Source organism: Patescibacteria group bacterium (genome assembly GCA_041659905.1).
Classification (GTDB): Bacteria; Patescibacteriota; Kazan-3B-28; order Kazan-3B-28; family UBA10110; genus UBA10110.
Window position 1 is genome coordinate 113912 of the sequence record JBAZXK010000002.1, and the last position, 20623, is coordinate 134534.

The 20623-nt window shown below is 45.2% G+C and carries 24 protein-coding genes; 16 read left to right on the forward strand and 8 right to left on the reverse strand.

Features of this window, described 5'->3' with window-relative positions; translation table 11 throughout:
• Nucleotides 1-48: 48 nt before the first annotated feature.
• Nucleotides 49-219: a hypothetical protein gene (locus WC805_02440; protein MFA5967347.1), complete on the reverse strand. Its 171-nt coding sequence runs from the start codon at nt 217-219 to the stop codon at nt 49-51.
• Between the two features lie 5 nt (nt 220-224).
• Nucleotides 225-1340: a radical SAM protein gene (locus tag WC805_02445; protein ID MFA5967348.1), complete on the reverse strand. Its 1116-nt coding sequence runs from the start codon at nt 1338-1340 to the stop codon at nt 225-227.
• A gap of 190 nt (nt 1341-1530) precedes the next feature.
• Here WC805_02445 and WC805_02450 point away from each other — a divergent pair, with 190 nt between their 5' ends.
• Nucleotides 1531-2307, forward strand: a complete 777-nt coding sequence (locus WC805_02450; protein MFA5967349.1) for a helix-turn-helix domain-containing protein — start codon at nt 1531-1533, stop codon at nt 2305-2307.
• A 78-nt stretch (nt 2308-2385) separates the two neighbouring features.
• On the opposite strand, the gene WC805_02455 is transcribed toward WC805_02450, so the two are convergent.
• Nucleotides 2386-2949, reverse strand: coding sequence for a hypothetical protein (locus tag WC805_02455; GenBank protein ID MFA5967350.1), 564 nt, complete (start codon nt 2947-2949; stop codon nt 2386-2388).
• Nucleotides 2950-3201: 252 nt separating this feature from the next.
• Here WC805_02455 and WC805_02460 point away from each other — a divergent pair, with 252 nt between their 5' ends.
• Nucleotides 3202-3573 (forward strand): hypothetical protein, encoded by a 372-nt coding sequence (locus WC805_02460; protein ID MFA5967351.1) that lies wholly within the window; start codon nt 3202-3204, stop codon nt 3571-3573.
• Nucleotides 3574-3667: 94 nt separating this feature from the next.
• Here the strand turns inward: WC805_02460 and WC805_02465 are convergent, their stop codons facing one another.
• The 4 genes from WC805_02465 to dnaA all read right to left on the reverse strand — a co-directional run bounded on the left by WC805_02465 (nt 3668) and on the right by dnaA (nt 7743).
• Nucleotides 3668-3964: a DUF721 domain-containing protein gene (locus tag WC805_02465; protein MFA5967352.1), complete on the reverse strand. Its 297-nt coding sequence runs from the start codon at nt 3962-3964 to the stop codon at nt 3668-3670.
• Nucleotides 3921-5051, reverse strand: coding sequence for a DNA replication and repair protein RecF (gene recF, locus WC805_02470; GenBank protein ID MFA5967353.1), 1131 nt, complete (start codon nt 5049-5051; stop codon nt 3921-3923). Before recF ends, WC805_02465 begins: the two co-directional genes overlap by 44 nt.
• 1 nt (nt 5052) lies before the next feature.
• Nucleotides 5053-6141: a DNA polymerase III subunit beta gene (gene dnaN, locus WC805_02475; protein ID MFA5967354.1), complete on the reverse strand. Its 1089-nt coding sequence runs from the start codon at nt 6139-6141 to the stop codon at nt 5053-5055.
• A gap of 183 nt (nt 6142-6324) precedes the next feature.
• Nucleotides 6325-7743, reverse strand: a complete 1419-nt coding sequence (gene dnaA / locus WC805_02480; GenBank protein ID MFA5967355.1) for a chromosomal replication initiator protein DnaA — start codon at nt 7741-7743, stop codon at nt 6325-6327.
• 128 nt (nt 7744-7871) lie between these two features.
• On the opposite strand from dnaA, the gene rpmH reads away from it, so the two are divergent.
• The 14 genes from rpmH to holA all read left to right on the forward strand — a co-directional run bounded on the left by rpmH (nt 7872) and on the right by holA (nt 20369).
• A complete protein-coding gene (rpmH, locus tag WC805_02485; GenBank protein MFA5967356.1) occupies nt 7872-8006 on the forward strand; it encodes a 50S ribosomal protein L34 in 135 nt (44 codons plus the stop codon).
• A 2-nt stretch (nt 8007-8008) separates the two neighbouring features.
• Nucleotides 8009-8296 (forward strand): ribonuclease P protein component, encoded by a 288-nt coding sequence (locus WC805_02490; protein ID MFA5967357.1) that lies wholly within the window; start codon nt 8009-8011, stop codon nt 8294-8296.
• Nucleotides 8297-8300: 4 nt separating this feature from the next.
• A complete protein-coding gene (gene yidD, locus WC805_02495) occupies nt 8301-8546 on the forward strand; it encodes a membrane protein insertion efficiency factor YidD (GenBank protein ID MFA5967358.1) in 246 nt (81 codons plus the stop codon).
• 7 nt (nt 8547-8553) lie between these two features.
• Nucleotides 8554-9321, forward strand: coding sequence for a YidC/Oxa1 family membrane protein insertase (locus WC805_02500; protein MFA5967359.1), 768 nt, complete (start codon nt 8554-8556; stop codon nt 9319-9321).
• A 4-nt stretch (nt 9322-9325) separates the two neighbouring features.
• Entirely contained in the window at nt 9326-9787 is a 462-nt protein-coding gene (locus WC805_02505) for a R3H domain-containing nucleic acid-binding protein (protein MFA5967360.1), read from the forward strand.
• Nucleotides 9788-10378, forward strand: coding sequence for a class I SAM-dependent methyltransferase (locus WC805_02510; GenBank protein MFA5967361.1), 591 nt, complete (start codon nt 9788-9790; stop codon nt 10376-10378).
• The gene (locus tag WC805_02515) at nt 10375-11799 is read left to right on the forward strand and encodes a flippase (GenBank protein MFA5967362.1); all 1425 of its coding nucleotides are present in this window, start codon (nt 10375-10377) and stop codon (nt 11797-11799) included. The genes WC805_02510 and WC805_02515 overlap by 4 nt, the downstream gene beginning before the upstream one ends.
• Entirely contained in the window at nt 11796-12878 is a 1083-nt protein-coding gene (locus WC805_02520) for a glycosyltransferase family 1 protein (GenBank protein ID MFA5967363.1), read from the forward strand. The genes WC805_02515 and WC805_02520 overlap by 4 nt, the downstream gene beginning before the upstream one ends.
• Entirely contained in the window at nt 12872-14143 is a 1272-nt protein-coding gene (locus WC805_02525; protein ID MFA5967364.1) for an O-antigen ligase family protein, read from the forward strand. Before WC805_02520 ends, WC805_02525 begins: the two co-directional genes overlap by 7 nt.
• On the forward strand, nt 14112-15257 hold the full coding sequence (locus WC805_02530) for a glycosyltransferase family 1 protein (GenBank protein MFA5967365.1): 1146 nt from the start codon (nt 14112-14114) through the stop codon (nt 15255-15257). Before WC805_02525 ends, WC805_02530 begins: the two co-directional genes overlap by 32 nt.
• 88 nt (nt 15258-15345) lie before the next feature.
• The gene (locus tag WC805_02535) at nt 15346-17346 is read left to right on the forward strand and encodes a sodium-translocating pyrophosphatase (protein MFA5967366.1); all 2001 of its coding nucleotides are present in this window, start codon (nt 15346-15348) and stop codon (nt 17344-17346) included.
• Nucleotides 17347-17384: 38 nt separating this feature from the next.
• On the forward strand, nt 17385-17588 hold the full coding sequence (locus WC805_02540) for a hypothetical protein (GenBank protein MFA5967367.1): 204 nt from the start codon (nt 17385-17387) through the stop codon (nt 17586-17588).
• 2 nt (nt 17589-17590) lie between these two features.
• Nucleotides 17591-19420, forward strand: a complete 1830-nt coding sequence (locus WC805_02545; GenBank protein MFA5967368.1) for a VanW family protein — start codon at nt 17591-17593, stop codon at nt 19418-19420.
• Between the two features lies 1 nt (nt 19421).
• A complete protein-coding gene (gene holA / locus WC805_02550; protein MFA5967369.1) occupies nt 19422-20369 on the forward strand; it encodes a DNA polymerase III subunit delta in 948 nt (315 codons plus the stop codon).
• On the opposite strand, the gene rpsT is transcribed toward holA, so the two are convergent.
• Nucleotides 20366-20608, reverse strand: a complete 243-nt coding sequence (gene rpsT, locus WC805_02555) for a 30S ribosomal protein S20 (protein MFA5967370.1) — start codon at nt 20606-20608, stop codon at nt 20366-20368. The genes holA and rpsT overlap by 4 nt on opposite strands.
• Nucleotides 20609-20623: the final 15 nt, after the last annotated feature.

The following is a 20623-nucleotide window of genomic DNA, read 5'->3' on the forward strand; positions in this document are numbered from 1 at the left end:
ACCCTCGCTCAATAATAAGCGAGGGCCAGCTTGACCAAGTTGTCTTGGCTAGCTATTGCCGAGATTACCGAAGGTGGTTGCAAAGTACCCCTCCGGGTTGTCGGCGCTTTCTTCGCTTTCCGGATCACCTGGATGGCACCCATACATATTATTGACAACCTCTACGGGGTTAGGCCATCTCAACATGCGCCGGCGAGCTTCCAAAAGAGCAGAGGGCATTTCCGTCACCTCCTTCGGACAGAATAGAACCGCTGATATAGACACTCTAGAAGCTCTCCATCCAGCTTTCTTTTGTGCATCGGCCCCCCATGGCAATAAGGCCATTCAGAACAATCAACGCAAGGACCTGTCTTTTTCCAGTCAAAAACCCTGAATTTCTGATACCGATTGTCCCAGACATCTTTGATGCGCTCTTGGCGAAGATCACCCTGGACAAACTCGCGGGAAATATTACTGCAGGAGGCCAGCTTGCCGTCATGCAGTATCCCAAGATTATTGAGTCCGGCAATACAATGAAAGAAATACGGACGGAAGGTTCCTTCCAACTCGCATCCCAGCCAACCGCCACATCCCAGCTCCACCATCGTTGCCGACGGATCCGCATAAGTTTCGAAATTCTGCATAAATTGCTTTTTCAGAAACTCAATAACTTGGGCGATTTGTTCATCCGAAAGCAAATACTCGCGGTCCAGCTCTGCTCGGCCAATGGAATCGATAGTCATAATCCGAAAGAACCGGGGGTGAATTTCTGTCTGGACCATTCGGAATAATTCCGGGATTTCGACGATATTCTGGGAATGGGCTACCACTGAAACTGTTACCACCATCCCCTCTTGAACAGCTGACGCCGCTGCCTGCCATGCCTTTCGAAAACCATCAGGATGGCGACGAAATTTGTTATGAGTGGTTTCTAATCCATCAATACTTACGCCCAACCCCGTCACACCAAGCTGTTTAAGATCTGGCAAGATGCCGGGATGTTCAGCCACATAGATTCCATTGGTTTGGATATCGATATTCCGATAGCAAGAATGGCGAGATAACTGCTCCAGAATAACCAACAGATCTGACCTGACAAAGGGTTCTCCCCCGGTGATATTGATGTGATGGAATTTATCCATGTCAAAATCCGCAGCAATTTGGTCAAAAGCATTAACCACCTCTTCGGTAGTAAGCTCTTCGATTAGATTACTATCCTCGCTGGGCGATCCACAATGGACACAACAGAGATTGCATCTCCTGGTCGCCTCCCAGGAGATAATCTGCAAAGGATGTTCCACCGCGAGCTGCTTTATTCTTTCGGCCCAGTTCTGGAGGTCTGGCTCTAATTCTGATCCCATATTTAATCACTATCCTTTAGCGCTGATGCGCAACTCAAAGTACGATAATCGTCTTTAGATGATAGTGAAAATGGCTTAGATTGTCAATATTTTCCGTCTTACAACACATTTTTAATATAGGAGTTGACAGGTGATGAATATTGATGTATACTTAATTTAGTCGTAATAAACCGACTATTAACTCGAATCTATGGAATATCTTAAATCGCTCCAACAATTAGGATTAAATCAAAGGGAGCAGGATGTCTACTTTTCTCTTTTACAGCTCGGCAAAGCTACTGCCAATCAAGTCGCCTACAAGGCCAAGACTAAACGACCCACTACTTATGATATTTTGGACGGTTTTAAAAGAAACAATATAGCTTTTGAAACCAAAGAAAACAAAAAACGTTTTTTTATCGCCAACCCTCCAGAAAAATTACTCGAATTGATCGAGAGTCAAAAAAGAGATTTGGAGTACGATCTGCCGGTATTAAAATCTATTTACAATGTCAGTTCGGAACGGCCTAAAATAGCTTATTTCGATGGATTAGCTGGAATAAAACAACTGTACGAAGATACGCTCACTCTCGGCAGAGGCGAAGAAATCTTAGCTTACATAACTTCCGAAACTCCCGCAGCCATGCCTGAATTTACTAAGGATTATGTGAAAAGACGGGCTCAAAAAGGCATCAAGCTGCGCGGCATTTACCAGGACTCCCCCGCTATCAGAGTTTTTATTAAAAAAGATAAATCTCAACTGCGCACTTCTAAAATTGTTGATCCGAAAAAATTCAATATCAAGAACGAAATCAATATTTATGCCAATAAAATAATTATTAACACTTATTTGCCGGAACCTTTCGGCATATTGATCGAATCTAAAGAAGTCGCCGATACTCAACGCATTATCTTCGAAATGGCTTGGCAGAGCTTAAAGACAACCCGCCACCATTCCCCTCACTCCCACTGTATGCGCGCAAAATAGAGACTCGAGGAGTATTAAACAAGCCGGCAAAATGCCGGCTATTTCAGTTCAGAATGTTCGGGATTTGTTGCTTCGCTTTCAACAACCTCCGTCACCCCAGATAAACTTCTGGAGTACACGATTGGATTGGTAAAATGATTCTACCGTGCCCTTATCCCACCATCCCTTGATCTCTGGCTTGATAATCAAGTCGGGGCGGTGGAATGGCACTCTCCCAGGAGAAAGGATTGTGCTTAAGGGATCGTTTCCTCCTTCCTGCCGGACACAGATTAGTTTCTCACCATGGAACGTTTTACCCATACGCAACACGCAGCGCCTGATGGCAATATCTTGAATGTGAGTTGCTCCGGTCTCCTGATGATTGTAATCGAAAATAGATTCCACATTCGACTCAGCATCATCATAGACATTATAGGCTGTGCGAAGCAACTTGCTCAGAATATTGGGATGATCCAGAAAGTAGCGAAAGTATGCATCCTCATACAAGGTACACGCGCCCAGAAAATCGACAGGGATTTTGCCAATTTTCCAGATCAGTCGCCAACCATCTTTGCCATACGTCTTGTTCCACTCAATGAACCTTTTGTCGCGACGTTTACCTAAATGTTCTGGGCGTTCAACATCTTCCCAGTCTGGTATCATTTGTCACCTCAATGTACAAGCGGGTAGATTTACCAGGATGGTAGCCGCTTCTATTGTTTACAATTTGTCATAAAATCAGCTCCCAGTCAAGATTTATCCGCTTCTATGCCTAATTTTCAACGGCTCAAGATGACGAAGGGGGTGGCCGACAAATAAACTGATATTAAACTTGGATTGCCAATAAGAATGCTTTATGTTAGTTTAGACTATCTTGACCAATCGAGCCTGATTGCTCAAAAGGAGAGTACAGATATGTTCTTTGTCATTATTTCGGGTTTACCCTGGACCACACCGTTTTACATACTCAATCGATTGGAGAGCGCTGTGGTTAGTGGCTTATTGAGGACATGGCAGGAGAATCCCGCCAACGGCCAAACTTCATGCCACGTCTTTTACCAAACAACTCCCCTTTTTACTTCTTCTCCCAACATAATACTGGCCAACATTATGATGGTTCCTTTGGTGACCACCGATGATAGGCCGGCCACAGCAGAAAGAGAGAAACTTTGTTCAAAAGTTGTGGATATTATTTCTCAACACATTCGGAGGACCACCTGTGTGATGGGCATAACGACCACAACAAAAAAAGAAGATGCTCTTTCTATTATGCCCAGGCGGGGATAAGCCAAAGGCAAACCCAAAACTAAATAAACACCTACTTTAGGTGTTTATTAATAATTGAATATCTATTCTTCTGCTGTCTGATTTGCCAGGGCAGTTACGAGCGGAAACGGATAGATACAACCAAATTATGGCCGAGGGCGCGGTTGATGCGGGAAATGATCCGATGTTTTTGAGTCTGAATTTCTTCCGCTACTTCCGGGCTGCTAGTTAAAATGGTCAGGACTCCATCGCGAAAGTTAATCGCTTCATGGTTTTGCATTGTCCGAGACAAGAAAAACTGCTTAGCATATTCATGCCATAGCTTACACACTTGGGCACCATCCACCTCAGCTTTCAAATGTAGGTCCTTAACGTGCTTCGGCAACAAATTCTGGAGTTGTACTAAATTCATTTTGTGTTTTGATTATCGTCCCTTCTTTTACTATAATAACCTGCGCTTCCGGCGTCACAAATCTTTCGTCAGTAGTGGTATAGATCGCCTGGGCATTTCCTAAGAATTCGATCAGAGCCCGGGATTTATGCGGATCCAACTCCGAAAACACATCGTCCATCAGATAAACAGGCATTTCATTAAACCTGGCTCTGATGTATTCCCCTTCCGCGAGCTTTAGCGCTAAAATCATTAAACGAAATTCCCCCTGAGAAGCGGTGTTCCTGGCATCCCAGCCGTTTAAGAGGAGCATCAGATCATCCCGATGAGGCCCAAAATTAGTATGTCCAGATTTTATATCAATCGATCGGATGCTGGCTAATTTATCTTTATATATCGCTGGGTCGGTAAATTTAGGGTCGGCCGTATAAACGATACTGAATTCTTTGGCGCTCTCGGCTAGCGCATGAAAAAATGGTTTAATCTTCTGATTAAGTTGCTCCACCAGTTCTAGTCTGGCTTGGATAATCCGGCTGCCTAGTTCGGCTAATTTATTGTCCCAGGCATCAATTTCGATATAATCTTCTCGCCCTAGTTTCGCCAAGAATAAAAGTTGGTTGCGCTGCTTCAAGGTCTTGGTGTAATCCAGCAAATCGGCGTGATACACCTTATTAGTGCGCGAAATTAAGCTATCTAAAAACCCGCGCCGCTGCGCCGGCTGCAGCCGAAGTAGGCTCACGTCATCGGGTGAAAAAATAACCGTGAGGAGGGTGCCTAAAAGTGTTTTCCGGGCAATTTTAGTCCCATTTAATTTGAATTGGCGGTGGGTCTCCTCGTCTGTCCTCTCCCATACCACATCAATAACAGCTTGTCGTCCTTCGCCGTAGGTTAATTCACCCTGCACACTCCCGTAGAGTTCGCCGTTTTTCACTAACCACTCTTCTTGGCGGGTTTTGAAGGAATTCCCCACCGATAAATAATGTAAAGCTTCTAAGATATTGGTTTTACCTTGTGCATTATCGCCAATAATAAAATTAGTTAGACCAAAATTGGTTTTCGCTGATACGATATTGCGAAAATTAGTGATGTCTACCCCGGTTAATTTCATCTTAACTCCGCAGCGGCATAATGATATACATAATGCCCGAGCCATTATCAGGGCGGATCACGCCCGGGTTGATTTTCCCAATCATCTCTAGACTCACCCGGGGACTATCTACTCCACTGAGAGCATCTAGTAAATATTTGGCATTAAAACTGACTTCGTTCTCTTCCCCCGCCACTTCACAAGGAATCTGAGATTTAAAATTACCTAACTGCGAAGAAGTCGCTTCTACTAAGATATGGTCTTTATGGAAAGTCATTTTTACATTATTAGCGTTCTCTCGGGCAAAATAGCTAGCGGTCTTAATGGTAGTAGCGAGCTCGCTAGTCGATACCTTGGTCTGAGTCTTGAAGCTTTTCGGGATAATTTGCTCGTAATTTGGGTAATCCCCTTCGATAATCCGGGAGGTTAAATCCATATCGGGGAGAAGGAACATCACCTGATTTTCCGATACCACAATTTTGACTTTTTCGGTGCCGCTTAAGATCCGGGATAATTCGTGAATAGTTTTTACCGGTACAATAAAGTGGGCGCTATCGGCAGTTGGAATACTAATGGTTTTTTCAGCTAAACGATAACTGTCAGTGGCCACCAGCTTAAATGTGCCGCCATCAATAATAAAATAAACTCCGGTTAAAACTGGCCGGGATTCGTCATACGAAGCCGAGAAAACCACTTGGCTAAGCGCAGTTTTTAAAATATTACCATCTATCTCCAGAATTTCCTTACCAACTACTCGGGGAATAATCGGGAAATCATCTGAGGACATCCCATTGATATTAGCTTCACTTTTGGTAGTTTTAGCAAACAGAACCCCGTTAGTAGTTTCGAGAGAAATCTTTTCTTCGTTTAGACTATTTACAAAATTACTTAAAACTCGGCCGGGCACTGTGATGGTCCCCTCTTCTTCAATTTTTCCTCCCAAATAATAATTAACTCCGATCTCTAAATCTGTGGCCGACAGAATGACTTGATTATCTTCAGTTTTAATTAAGACATTATTTAAAATCGGTAAAGTATTTTTACTTGCGACAATTCGATCAACTGCATTTAATCCTTTTTTAAATTTGTCCAGTAGAATAGATATCCTCATTTTCTTTTCCGTTATAGGTTAATAAGTTTTATGTATAAGAGATTAAACTAGTAGTTAATAGAACTGGGATTTCCGGGGGTAAGTTAGATTATACAGGATAGGTAGAAATTATTGCAGAAACAGTGAGCTGATAACTTGGGGATAATTTGGTGATAACTTTCTTTGAAAAAGTTATCCCACCAGTTATTCGACAGTATAAAGACGCTCTTTAATGGCGCTGATTTCCATCTCCATTTCGTTATTTTCTAATAAAAGATTTTTAATTTTATTATAATTATGGATTACGGTAGTATGGTCTTTCCCACCGATTTCACGAGCAATAGAGGTGTAAGGGAGATCCATTTCTTCTCTGAGGAGGAAAATCAGGATTTGGCGCGGGACGACAATCTCTTTATTGCGCCGTTTGCCCAATAGATCTTCTTTCTTTAAATTGTAATACTTGCTAATAGTTCTGATGACATCCCCGGCTTTTAAAATACGCTTGCCGGGGTTAATCAATATTCCCCCCAACAAGCCTTCCGCTTCTTCAAGAGTGGGAACCGTGTTGTTCAGCTGACCAAAAGCCACAATTCGGGTGAGGGCACCTTCGAGTTCGCGAATGTTGTTTTGGATCTTTTGAGCGATACATTCGAGCACCTCAGCGGGCAGTTGCATCTTCACATTGGCCATTTTCGAATGGAGTACGGCCAAGCGCATCTCGTAATTAGGAGGGGCAATATCTGCAATCATTCCCCACTCGAAACGGGAGCGGAGGCGGGCTTCTAAGGCGGGAATGGCTTTAGGCGGGCGATCGGAAGCCAGCACGATCTGTTTGCTGTTTTCGTATAAAGCGTTAAAAGTGTGGAAGAATTCTTCTTGGGTGGCGTCTTTGCCTTCTAAAAATTGCACGTCGTCGATCATAAGGCAGTCGACGCGGCGATATTTTTCTTTAAACTCCCGGGTGGTTTTTTTCATAATCGCGTCCACCAATTCGTTAGTGAAGCGCTCCGAGGTCATATAAACCACTCGTTTTTTGGGGTAAGCTGCCAAAATAGCGTTGCCGATGGCCTGCAGGAGGTGGGTTTTACCCAAACCCACTCCGCCGTAGATAAATAAAGGGTTATAGGTGATCCCAGGAGCCTTGGCCACGGCCTCAGAGGCAGCTTGGGCCATGCGGTTGCTTTCCCCTACCACAAAGGTGTCGAAGGTGTAGCGGGGGTTTAGGCGCTCCGCAGTTTCGCCAGTGGTTCGTGTTTTGATGGCGGTAGCCACAGGCGGTGAAGCGACCGGAAGTGTCGATTTAGTTTTAGTGGCAGTAGGGGTAAATTCATTAAAGATAGTTTCAGTTTGAGATTTAATCCCTACGCTGTAATCAACTTTTTGCAGATGAGGCAAACTTCGGAGTAGGCATTTGCGGATGATCTCTTTTTCGTATTTCTTTTCAAACCACTCCTTAATAAACGTATTTGGTACCCGAATTAGCACGGTAGTGTCACTAGCGCTCACAATCTCAGTATTCTTAAACCAGGTGTTGAAATTTGCTTTACTCAGAGCAATTTCTGCTTCACCTAGAACCCCTTGCCACAATCGCTTATTATCCACCATCGTATTGGTCTCACCCAAGGTAATTTTACTAAAGTTATCCACAAATAACAACCAGTAGCAACACTCTATTATAAACTAAATTGACGCCTGACAAGCCTTCCCGATATACTGGATGAGTAATTAGTCGAACCAATCGCATAAATTTAATGAAAAGAACTTATCAACCCCACAAAGGACGTCGCCAAAAGAAGCTAGGATTCCGAGCCAGAATGGCCACCAAAGGCGGTCGGGAGGTTATTTCTCGGCGCCGGGCTCAAGGCCGCAAGAAACTCTCGGTTTAAACATGGCAGCCTACCGTTCCGAACGAGTGATTCATCATCCGGCGCTAACTTTAAAATATATTGAACCGGCTCGACGCTCCGGACTGCGCATAGTGGTAGGGACTAAGGTTTCTAAGAAAGCTACTGAGCGAAATCAGTTGAAACGGCGACTAAGAGAGATTTGGCGAAGTTTACCGATTGTCCCTAATGTGGCAGCCACTTTCTACACTAAATCCACAGTTCTGCCTTTGTCGTTTGCTGAGTTGAAGGCCGTAGTAACGCGGCTGGCTGCTCCTTTAATCAAAAAATAAGCACATGTCTTTATCAGTCCAACAAGTTTTCTTAAGATTGATTCGCGTTTATCAAGCTAGCTTATCGCCTGATCACGGTTGGTTTAGATTGCGCTATCCCCACGGGTTTTGCCGATTTTACCCCTCCTGCTCACAATATGCCTATGAGAGCATAGCTAAACATGGCGCGAATAAGGGCAGTTGGTTGGCGGTGCAACGGATCTGCAAGTGTGTCCCCTGGTACCAGGGCGGATTAGATTTAGTGAAATAATAGGAATATGAATACAACAGCTTTAATGACTCTCAATGAAAAAGCGCTGATGACGCAGATCTTGTATCAGCCGTTATTTAATATTCTGATGCTGTTTTATGTCTATTTGCCGGGGCATGACTTAGGAGTGGCTATTATCGTGTTGACCCTGATTATCCGGTTGGCATTGGCTCCTTCTTATGTGCAAACCTTACGAGCCCAACAGGAACTCAAGAGGATTCAGCCAGAAATTGATGAAATCAGGAAATTACACAAAGACGATCAGGCGAAACAATCAGAAGCTTTAATGAAAGTCTATCAGGCTAACAAGGTGAATCCATTTAGCAGTTGTTTGCCGATGTTGATCCAACTGCCTATTCTCTACGCGCTTTACCGGGTATTTATGGCGGGATTAAATACGGATAGTCTAAAACTGCTCTATGCCTGGTTTCCGCAGATGCCGACAGAGATCAATACCGCCTTTTTACATTGGTTGCATGTCCCCGGGCTAGAAATTAACCTGGCCCATCCGAATATTTACTTGGCGGTATTGGCCGGAGTGTTCCAATTGGCCCAAAGCTGGCTGATGATGAAATCTAACCCCACCGCGCCAGGGAATGGCACGATGAAATTGATCAATATGCAGATGACCTATCTTTTCCCGATAGTGACAGTATTTATCGGTATGAGTTTGCCGGCGGCTTTAGCGCTGTATTGGGCAGCTACCACAGTATTTACTGTTATCCAGCAAGTAATCGTGATGAAACAATTTAAGAACAAGGAAACTAAACAGTAAAGATATGGATAAAGAAAAAACCAAGTGGTTAGAACGGACCCTGAAAGAATTCTTTGCCGATTGGCCGCTTAAACCAGCTGTGGAAGTAACGGCGGAAGAACAAACTTGGACAGTTCGAGTGAATACGGGTAAAGATTTTATTTTTATCCAACCGAATGCCCAGCCGCTGCTGGCAGCCCAACACCTATTGCGGCTAATGTTTAAAAAACAGTTTCCCGATTCCGCCGACAAGCTCCTGTTAGATATTGGTAATTTTCGGGAACAACAACAAACTGCCTTGGCAGCCGCTGTCAAGGAAGCGATCTGGCAAACCAAAGCCAGCGGTAATTCGGTGCACCTATCACCGATGTCATCGTTTGAACGGCGAGTGGTCCACATGCTAATAGCTGCCGAGCCGGAGTTGGCGTCGGAGAGTATGGGGGCAGGAGAGAGCCGCCATGTGGTCATTAAACTAAATGCGAAATAAATGTCGGATTGGTCCGAGTATTATGCTGCAGGTCTAGAGCTCGATTCTTATATTCGCAATTTATACGGTCAGCGGGAGTTTTTGGCAGAAATTGTTGCTACAAACAGTCAGAAAATTCTAGAGGTCGGGGCGGGTACTGGCGCGATGAGTATATTTTTATCCCAACTCGGATTGGATGTAACCACGCTAGACAATGATCCGGCCGTTTTAAAAGGAGCGGAGAAAGCTCGGCAAGAATTTGGTGGGCACAACCAAATAGTGGCAGGCGACGCTTTCAAGCTCCCCTTCCCGGATAACAGCTTTGATTTAATTTTTCATCAAGGATTATTAGAGCATTTTACTAATGTGCAAATTCAGCAACTGCTCGACGAACAGTTACGCGTAGCCCCCCTGGTAATATTAAGCGTGCCGAATGCGAATTATCCACGCCGTGATTTTGGCAATGAAAGATTGTTGAGGAAAAAGGATTGGGAAAATGTTTTACGACCCTACCAAGTAAAGATGAATCGCGATTATGCATTAAAGATTTTTCCTAAATGGTACCTAGTGCGGGTGCCTATCCAATATATGGCTAAAATCGGGCGAACGTGAACAATACCCAAAAAATTGCCCTGAATACAGTTATTCAGCTGGTCGGTAAAACGGTTACCGTAGCCGCCTCAGTATTGGTCATCGCTTATATTACCCGGTACCTGGGGGTAGAAGGCTATGGCGATTATGCTACCATCTTTGCTTATTTGGGCATTTTTGGCGCCGTATTAGATTTAGGTCTATTTGTCATTGCTGTCCGGGAAATTGCCCAGCGGCCCCACCAGGAAAAAGCGATTTTAGGCAATATGTTGGGGTTAAAACTGAGTTTCAGTGTCATAGTTTTGGCGGTGGCTTATGGATTGGCTTGGATAGTCCCTTATCCTGCCATTGTGCGCCAGGGTATCCTGATTGGAGCCATTTCCCAATTATTTATGTCGCTCAATCAAGTGCCGTTGAGTTCTTTCCAGGCTAGCCTCAGAATGTATAAAGCTACTCTAGCAGACGTATTCGGCCGAGTGGTGATGCTGGGACTGGTGTGGTGGTTTATTGCCCAGGCGGGTAGCTTGCTAGATATGATCTGGGCGGTAGTTTGGGCAAATATAGCCGTATTCGGGCTGAATATATTGATGATGGGCACTCAATACTGGCTGGTACCGCTATTTGATTGGCGCCAGTGGCGTGAACTTTTAATAGCAGCTCTCCCGATGGGGCTGGTGATGATCCTGGGGGTAATTTATTTCAAGATTGATGTTTTGATTTTAGGCCATCTGAAAGGATCTTATGCTGTCGGAATTTACAGCGCGCCCTATAAAATTTTAGAGGTGCTCTTGGCAGTTCCGAGTATTTTTATGAGCTCAGTTCTCCCTGTCATCACAGCGGCTTTGCGAGAATCTCCAACTAAAGCCAAACAAATTTTTCAAGGCGCCTTTAATTTTCTGAGCCTGGCGGCTCTCCCGCTGATCGCGGGAGCAGTGGTGTTGGCCACTCCGGTGATGGTATTTATCTCAGGGCCAGATTTCGTTTTATCAGGACCGGTTTTACAAATTCTAAGCTTTTCTTTAGCCGGATCGTTTCTTAATAGCGTGATGATCTATACAATTATTGCTGCTAATCAACAGCGCCGGTTGATTCAGCCGTATGCTTGGGCGGTAATATTTAATATCGTAGCTAATTTTTTAGTAATTCCTCGGTTTTCATTCTGGGGAGCAGCCGTGATCACGGTACTCACCGAGCTCTGGGTGCTGGTGTTCAGCGCTTACATTGTGGCTAAGCAGCTTAAGCTGGCAGCTGATTGGACAGTGTTTAGCAAAACAGCCGTTATCAGTTTAGTTATGGGTCTAATGTTATGGTGGTTGCGGGCTTGGCCGGTGGGTTGGTTGGTTGGTCTGGCGGTAGTTATTTATGGAGGCCTGATTCTAGCTACCCGCACGGTTACCTGGGTAGAAATAGTTAATCTTATCCCGCAATTAAAAAAGAAATGATTATCGGCATTGATGCCAGAGAAGGAATCAAAGACCAGCGCGCCGGCAAGGGCGAGTATGTTTACCAATTAGTCGGGCGTCTGATTCAAAATCGCCAACATCAATTTAAATTGTTTTTAGATGCCGATTTACCACTGGAGTGGAAGCAAGCCAATGTCCAGCCGATTGTTTTTAAAACCAATGCGCTGCTGTGGCAGAAAATCATGTTTTGGTATCTCGAATTATGGCGGCCAGTGGATGTTTATTTTTCCCCCACGAGTTTGATTTTGCCAGCGCTAGTGCGCCGTGTGCCGGTGGTGACCGCGGTGATGGACTTCGTGAGTTTTATTTTACCGGAACGACACAAACTGAAAGCACTCATATTAGAGCGAATCTGGATGCGGCCGGCTTTACGCTATTCCCAGAAAATTATTGCTATCTCTGAGCACACTAAACAGGACGCCATCAGACTGTTTAAAGTCAATCCAGCCAAAATTGCAGTTACTCCCCTAGCCCCTAGCTTTGGCAGCTCAGAAAAACCGTACCCACTGCCATATACCAAAATTATTTTAGGTGTGGGGACCTTAGAGCCGCGCAAGAACCTAGAGCGGCTAGTAGCGGCATTTAATTTAATTAAAGCCGAAGTGCAGGAAGCCACCTTGGTTTTAGTGGGACGATGGGGCTGGCAAAGCGACGGCATCAAAAAAGCGATCGCCACCAGTCCTTATGGGAAAGATATTCATATTTTAGAAGATGTAAATAATACGCAGAAAAAATCAATCTATCAGCAAGCGGCCGTGCTGGCTTTCTCTTCTCTTTATGAAGGATTTGGTTTGCCTCTCTTGGAAGCGATGGCCTGCGGTACGCCAGTAGTGGCTGCCAATACTTCCTCGGTCCCAGAGGTAGTAGGAGAGGCGGCCTTACTAGTGGATCCCGCTTCGATAACAGAATTAGCCACTGCTATACAAAAAGTATTGCAAGATGATCGCCTGGCGGCTGATCTGAAAAGTAAAGGACAAGCTCAGGCACAACTCTTTAGTTGGGAAGCCACCGCTACGCAAACCCTCCAGGTTCTAATGGAAACTCAAAAGAAATGTTAATTTATACCACAATTATTTGGATGTTAGCGATAGGCGGTCTCACCTGGTGGAACGAAGACCGGGGTTTGCAACTCCTGGCCATAACCCTGCCTACCTACTTGATTCGGCTGCAGGTTTTTAATATTCCGACTACCTGGCTAGAATTAGCTATTTATACGGTAACTGCCATTTGGTTGATTAAACTTTGGCGACGAGGCGGAACGATTAAGTGGCAAGCTATTCGAGATTACCAATGGCCTTTGGGTGTTTTGATAGTCGGTTTAATTATGGGCACGCTAGTTTCGGCTGACCCGCTTGGGTCGCTCGGAATTATTAAAGGATGGTTTTTTGATCCCCTGCTGTTATTCTGGCTGATTACGAATAGTCGGCAGGCACAGAGTCCTAAAATCGAATTTAATAATATAGTTTTTGGTTTGTGGATATCGGGGGTGATTGTAGCTCTGGTAGCAGTGGGGCAAGTCGTTACAGGGCATTATATAACTCTCGATCAGCGAGCCTCAGCCTGGTTCAGTTCAGCTAATTATCTATCTTTATATTTAGTGCCGATCATGATCTTGGTGCTGGGGTGGTGGCACGATATCAAATCAGGCTATCGCCGCTGGGTTGTTGCTGGAGGCTGGCTACTCATGTTAATAGCGCTGTATTTTACTTATTCCTACGCTGGTTGGTTAGCGTTGCTTATAGCGCTGGCAATTTGGTTCTGGCTGACCAGTAAATACAAATATTGGCTGATTGGCTTAGGGGTAGGATTTGTCGGCCTGGTGGCTTCTCAATGGCAACTGCCTAAATTTCAACAAATGCTCGACTTGGCAGGGCAATCTTCGTCCCATGCTCGGTTGGAAGTGTGGCAAACAGCCCTGTTAATGATTAAAGAACACTGGTGGACAGGAATTGGTTTAGGCCAATTTGAGCAGCGGTATGTAGAATTTGCCAGCCGGATATTCCATCCTCCGGTACAGCTCGTGATGTTACATGCTCATAACCTGTTGCTTGCTTTTTGGTTGAATGCGGGGTTACTGGGTTTGCTCGGATTCTTTGGAATCTTGATTATATTTTTTACCCAGGTTATACGAACCTGGTCTCATCGCCGAGATCCGCTGCTAACTAGCGTCGGCATAGCGATGATCGCTATTCTAGCGCACGGACTTTTGGATACTCCCTATTGGAAAAATGATCTGGCAGCAGTATTCTGGATAGTTGTTGCCCTAGGCGAACTATTAAGTCGCGAAACACATGGAAGAGAAAACCTATCGGATCGGCATTGATGCCAGATTATTCGGAACGGCTCAAGCAGTCGGGATTGGTCAATATACCGAAGAGTTAATCCGGCATTTAGTTACCAATGATCCAGATAATCAATATTGGATATTCTTGTCACCCAAAACTTTAGCCGGGTTTCCTATTTATGCTCCAAATTTGACCAAGATCAAAGCGGCGATCCCCCATTATTCTTGGGCGGAACAATTAAATTATCCGCAAATTTTGCAGCGAGCTAATTTGGATTTAATTCATTACACTAGTTTCAATTCTCCGATCTGGTGGCGCCGGATCCCTAGCGTAGTGACTATTCACGATCTCACTCTCTGGTTTTTTGCAGGCAGAACTCATCGGAGTTGGTGGCGGCGCTGGTCTTATCGCTTAGCCATTACGCAAGCTTGCCAGAATGCTAAGGAAATCATCGCTATTACTGAAGCGACTAAACGGGACATCGTTAGTATATTGGGCATAAATCCTAATAAAGTCACGGTAATTTACGAAGCAGTCGCGGACAGATACAAACCAATCAATCAACCAGACAAATTAACCGAATTTCAGCGGAAATTTGGTATTAGTAAGCCGTATGTTTTATATGTAGGGCAATGGCGGCAACACAAAAACGTGGTGCGGCTGATCCGAGCTTTCCATCTTTTACGGCGAAGATACAACCTAGATTACCAGTTGGTTTTAGTAGGTAAAATTGATCAAAAATGTCCGGAAGTTCTCGCCACCATTAAACAATTAGATCTTAAGTCAGAAGTAATTCTGACTGGGTATGTGCCTGACGCAGATCTTCCTTATATTTATAATGGAGCCGATCTATTTGTTTTCCCTTCTCTCTATGAAGGATTCGGCTTACCTCCCCTGGAAGCGATGGCCTGCGGGACACCAGTAGTAGCTTCGCGGGCTTCTTGTATGCCAGAGGTACTGGGAGAGGCGGCGCATTATTTTGATCCGGACAGCGTGGAAGATATGGTCAGAGCCATGGCAGAAGTGGCGAAGAATTATTCATTGAAACAGCAACTCCGGGCAGCCGGGTTTAAACAGGTTAAAAAATATTCGTTTGATCAAATGGCAGTCGAAACCCTAAAAGTTTATCGCCGGGTTTTGGATCGTTTATAATCAGGAAGGACTGCGGTCGTTCTCCTATCAAGAATAAGGCTATATAATACAAGATAAGATTTATTAACGTTAATTATTTATCAAAACCATGGAATTTGTTAATAGTGTGTTGTGGTTAGCTTCCCTGAGTGCAGTCGTAGCAATTTTGTATGCCAGCGGTTTAGCGTGGTGGGTCTTGCGTTTGCCGGCAGGGAGCGAACGCATGCAAGAAATTGCTGCCGCCATTCAACAAGGAGCTCGGGCTTTTCTTTCGCGTCAGTATCGGACTATTGCCCTGGTGGCAGTTCTTTTAGCGATATTAATTTGGTTTGCCTTAGGTTATAAGTTGGCTATCGGATTTTTGGTCGGAGCCATCTTTTCTGGTTTAGCCGGATTTATCGGTATGCACGTTTCCGTTCGGGCAAATGTGCGGACAGCGCAAGCAGCTCACCAGGGACTCGCCGCCGCTTTGAACGTAGCATTCAAGGGCGGCTCGGTTACCGGGCTGTTTGTGGTGGGGTTGGCTTTACTTGCCGTTACCGTTTTTTATGCTATTTTCCGGGATGTGCCTGCCTTGGTGGGTCTAGGATTTGGCGGCAGTCTTATTTCTATTTTTGCCCGGCTAGGAGGCGGGATTTATACTAAAGCCGCTGATGTGGGAGCCGATCTAGTTGGCAAGGTTGAAGCGAATATCCCAGAAGACGATCCCCGCAACCCAGCCGTGATCGCTGATAACGTGGGAGATAATGTGGGAGATTGTGCCGGTATGGCAGCAGATTTATTTGAAACGTATGCAGTAACTGCTATAGCGGCGATGATCTTAGGCGAACTTCTGTATGGGGTTAATTCGGAATTGTCCATCTATCCCTTACTACTGGGGGCGATTGCGATTATTGCTTCAATTATCGGCACTTTGTGCGTGCGATTAGGCAAGAGTAAAAATATTATGGGAGCGCTTTATCTAGGACTAAGCGTCAGCGGAATATTGGCGGCGATAGGATTCTATCTCACCAGCCAAAGAGTGGTTAGTTCTGAACTGACCTCTGCCAGCTTATTCTGGACGACGGTTGTCGGCTTGGTTGTGACGGCTTTGATCGTAGTGATTACAGAATATTACACTTCTACCAATTTTTCACCAGTTAGGCATATTGCCGCCGCTTCTGAAACCGGCCCAGGCACTAATATTATTGCCGGGCTGGCTGTGGGAATGAAATCTGTCGCCCTGCCTGTATTAGTAATCGTGGCGGCTATTTGGGCAGCGTATGCTTTGGCTGGGTTGTACGGTATTGCCTTAGCGGCAATGTCGATGCTGTCGATGACCGGGATTATTGTGGCTATTGATGCTTACGGTCCGATTACGGATAACGCCGGAGGCATCGCCGAAATGGCCGAATTACCCGAGTCAGTCCGACAAGTCACTGATCCGCTGGACGCAGTTGGTAATACCACTAAAGCCATTACGAAGGGGTATGCTATCGGTTCAGCCGGGTTAGCAGCGGTAGTTTTGTTCGCAGCTTATGCGGAAGAATTGCAGCAAGTGGCGGTGCAGGCTTATCAATTTAAGTTGGGCGATCCGAAAGTTTTAGTGGGGTTGTTTATTGGCGGATTATTGCCGTATCTATTTGCAGCTATCTCTATGGAAGCCGTGGGTAAAGCCGCCGGTAGCGTAGTGCGAGAAGTCCGGCGCCAGTTCAAAGAAATTGCTGGGTTGATGGAGAGAAAAGCTAAACCAGATTATGCGAAAGCGGTTGATATTGTAACGCAAGCGGCTATTCAGGAGATGTTGTTGCCGGCATTGATCCCGGTGATCACCCCTATTTTAGTCGGTGTGTTATTAGGTCCGGTGGCTTTAGGCGGCATGTTGGTTGGCAGTATTGTCACGGGTATCTTTGTGGCCATTTCTATGACTACAGGTGGAGCTGCTTGGGATAATGCTAAAAAATATATTGAATCGGGGCATCTGGGAGGTAAAGGTTCCGAGAGCCACAAAGCGGCTGTCACCGGAGACACCGTCGGCGATCCTTACAAAGATACCGCCGGTCCTGCCATTAACCCCATGATTAAAATAGTTAATATTGTAGCGCTGCTAATTATTAGACTGATTATTTAATACTTTAATCAAACACTGGGGTGCAAACAGAACGGTTAGTGGACCACCAAATTACAGTAGAAGTAGTGAGCCAGGATGGTCGACTAATTATTAGGTTGCCGGATGGGCAACAGTTACCGTGGCCAGTTTCTGATCCAGAGATGCGTCCGGGTACTTACTATCTCACCCTATCTCCTCTGCCCACATTACCAACCAAGACAGAACTAGCCAAATTGGTATTGCAAGAAATCCTTAAAGTATAAATATGAAGCGATTGCATTCAACTAAACACACCACCGGCTGGCTGATTATTATTAGCTTAATTCTCTTGGCCACATTGTTTTATTGGGTGTGGGACGTCGCTTATGCTGGTCGAGTTTTTCCAGGTGTTTTTGTGGGCGAGACACGGTTTGGCGGGCAAACGCTGGCAGTAGCTAATCAGACGGCTAAAAGTTTAGTGCAAAACGCGAGAAAACAAGAATTGGTTTTAGAAGCCATTGGATTTTCAGAAAGTTATCTCCCAGAAGAATTCGGAATAATTTGGGCTCCAGAAACCATAGCGCAATCAACCATACAATTCGGCCGCAGCCGTTCAGTAGTAAACAATCTCTATCAGCGGCTGCGGGCGGCACTAGTCGGGGCTACCATCCCTGCCATTTATCAAGAACAACTAGATAAAACTGATCAGATTATTACTAAGCTAAGACGAAAGATTGATCAGGCGGGAGTAGATAGTGAGGTGTTGATTGAGTCCGGCCAGGCCGTGACCAAACCAGCGGTAGTGGGAAAGCGTTTAGATGAAGTTGAGCTCGGAAGATTATTGCAGCAGCGCTGGCAGCGGTTAAACTTCTCAGCTCTGCCGCTTCCGATTAGCGAATCCTTGCCGGTGTTTGACGATGGATTGGCGAAAATGACGGCTGATAAAATTAACCAAAGCTTGGCTACCCCCTATACCTTGGTCCTAAAAGACCGGGAAATAATCTTATCCACAGATGATTTATGGAAATGGATCGAAGTGGTCAAGCAGAACAACTCGTTTCTAGTGCATTTGCGGCCGAACGATCTCGCTAAATATCTGCAAGACATGAAAACAAGTACCGATCAACCCGTTCAAGATGCTAGTTTAACTATTAAAGATAAAAAAGTTACTAAATTTCAACCGGATCAGCTAGGTATTAGCGTGCAAGTGGTAGCGACAGCTGCAATTATTCAAGCGAGTCTACTAACTGACCAACGCAAATTAGAGGTAGCAGCCAACTATGTTAATCCAAAGGTGCGCTTGAGTGAATTAAACGATTTGGGTATCAACGAATTAGTGGCTCGCGGAGAATCTAATTTTGCCGGCAGTCCTAATAACCGGCGGCATAACATTAAAACCGGAGCCGCCAAATTCGATAAAGTTTTAGTAGCCCCCGAAGAAAAATTTTCTTTTAATAAAACATTAGGAGAAGTTAGTGGCGCCACCGGCTATTTACCAGAGTTGGTGATCAAAGGTGACGCTACCACTCCCGAATTTGGCGGCGGCTTGTGCCAAGTTTCAACCACGGCTTTTAGGGCGGCATTGCAAGGAGGTTATCCGATTTTGGCACGGAAGAACCACAGCTACAGAGTATCTTATTACGAACCAGCCGGGACAGATGCCACAGTTTACCAACCTTATCCGGATATGCAATTTCTCAATGATAGCCAGGGTCACATTTTAATTCATACGCGCGTCGAAGGTGATAAGCTCTATTTTGATTTTTATGGCACCAAAACCGGACAACGCGTTGAATTAGAAGGCCCGCGGATCTTTAATATTACGGAACCGCCCGCGCCAGTCTATATTGAAACCTCTACTTTGCCAGAGGGAAGCCAGAAAAAAATTGATACCGCGCATCGGGGGGCCGATACTGTGCTCTATCGGCACATCTATAATGAAAGTGGCAGAGAGATTCGCAAGGATACTTTCAAGAGCCATTATGTGCCGTGGCCGGCTAAATATTTAGTGGGCGCTAAAGCAGCCCCACCGGTAGAAACTAATTTAGGGAATGTGCCGCCAGAAACCACAGCTAAAGAAACTACTCCGGTGACTATTCCCCCTAACACCACCTAAGATGATCTATTGTTTATTTGGCAGTGATGAGTTTAGTGTGCGGGCCAGACTGCAAGCGCTAAGAGCGGAGGCAGAAAAAGCTACTCCCGGACTAGATTATTCATTTGTCGAAGCCAGTAAATGCAGTTTAGAAGAAATAGTTAATTTAATTGAAGCGCAATCATTGATGGCAGCGCGAAAGTTTTTAGTGATCCAAAACTTGTTGGCGGACGGAGCGCCGGAAGTGCAGCAGTGGTTAACGCAGCGGCTAACTAAAATAGACTCCGCAGACCCGACGGTCATAATTTTTATAGAAACCCAACCTCCAGCCAAAAAGAATCTTCTGGGCCAGCAGTTGGCGGCTTATCCGACAGAGCTCTATGAACCGCTCAATTCCACTCAAACCAAACTTTGGCTGCAAAGCCAAACTAAGTTACGGGGATTGGCTCTCGATCCCCCGGTGGCTAACTATCTCCTAACTAATTTTAGCGGCGATTTGCTTCGGCTAAGCAACGAACTGGATAAATTAGCTGCTTTTGCTGCGGGACAGAAAATTACCCTCATGATGACGCAAACATTGGCCGTTCCTTTGATTCATGATCATATTTTCCAAATGATTGATGCCCTGGCTCACAAAAAATTATCTTTAGCCAACCAGTTAATCAACACCCAGCTGGCTTTGGGCACAGCCGAACACGAACTCCTGGCCATGGTGGCTTATCAATTCCGCAATATTTTATTAGTACGGACATTAAGAGACCAAAAGCTGTCTCAGGCGCAAATTGCTGCGCGGACAAAGCTACATCCGTTTGTGGTCCGCAAAAGCTGGGATTTTTCTGGAGATTTTTCCCTATCCCAACTGCAGAGGATCTTTTATTTACTGCAAAAGGTTGATGTAGCGATCAAGCAAAACCAAACTCCCCCACGGGTGGGGTTAGATATCCTGGCGGCGCAGATCGTTAGCTGTTAAACAGTCGTCTTAGCTTTTTTAGCCAGGCGTGATTTCAGGCGGGCAGCCTTGTTGGCGTGGATTAATTTGGCGCGCACAGCTTTATCCAGAGCTTTCTGGGCAGCCTTGAGGGAGGCAGTATTGGTATCCTGCCGGGCTGTTTTGACAGCCTTTTTGAAGGCCAGCTTGTAAACCAAATTATGAGCTCGTTTCCTGAGGTCAGACCGCATCTTCTTTTTGGCTGAATGAGTGATTGGCATAATGATTTATTTTTA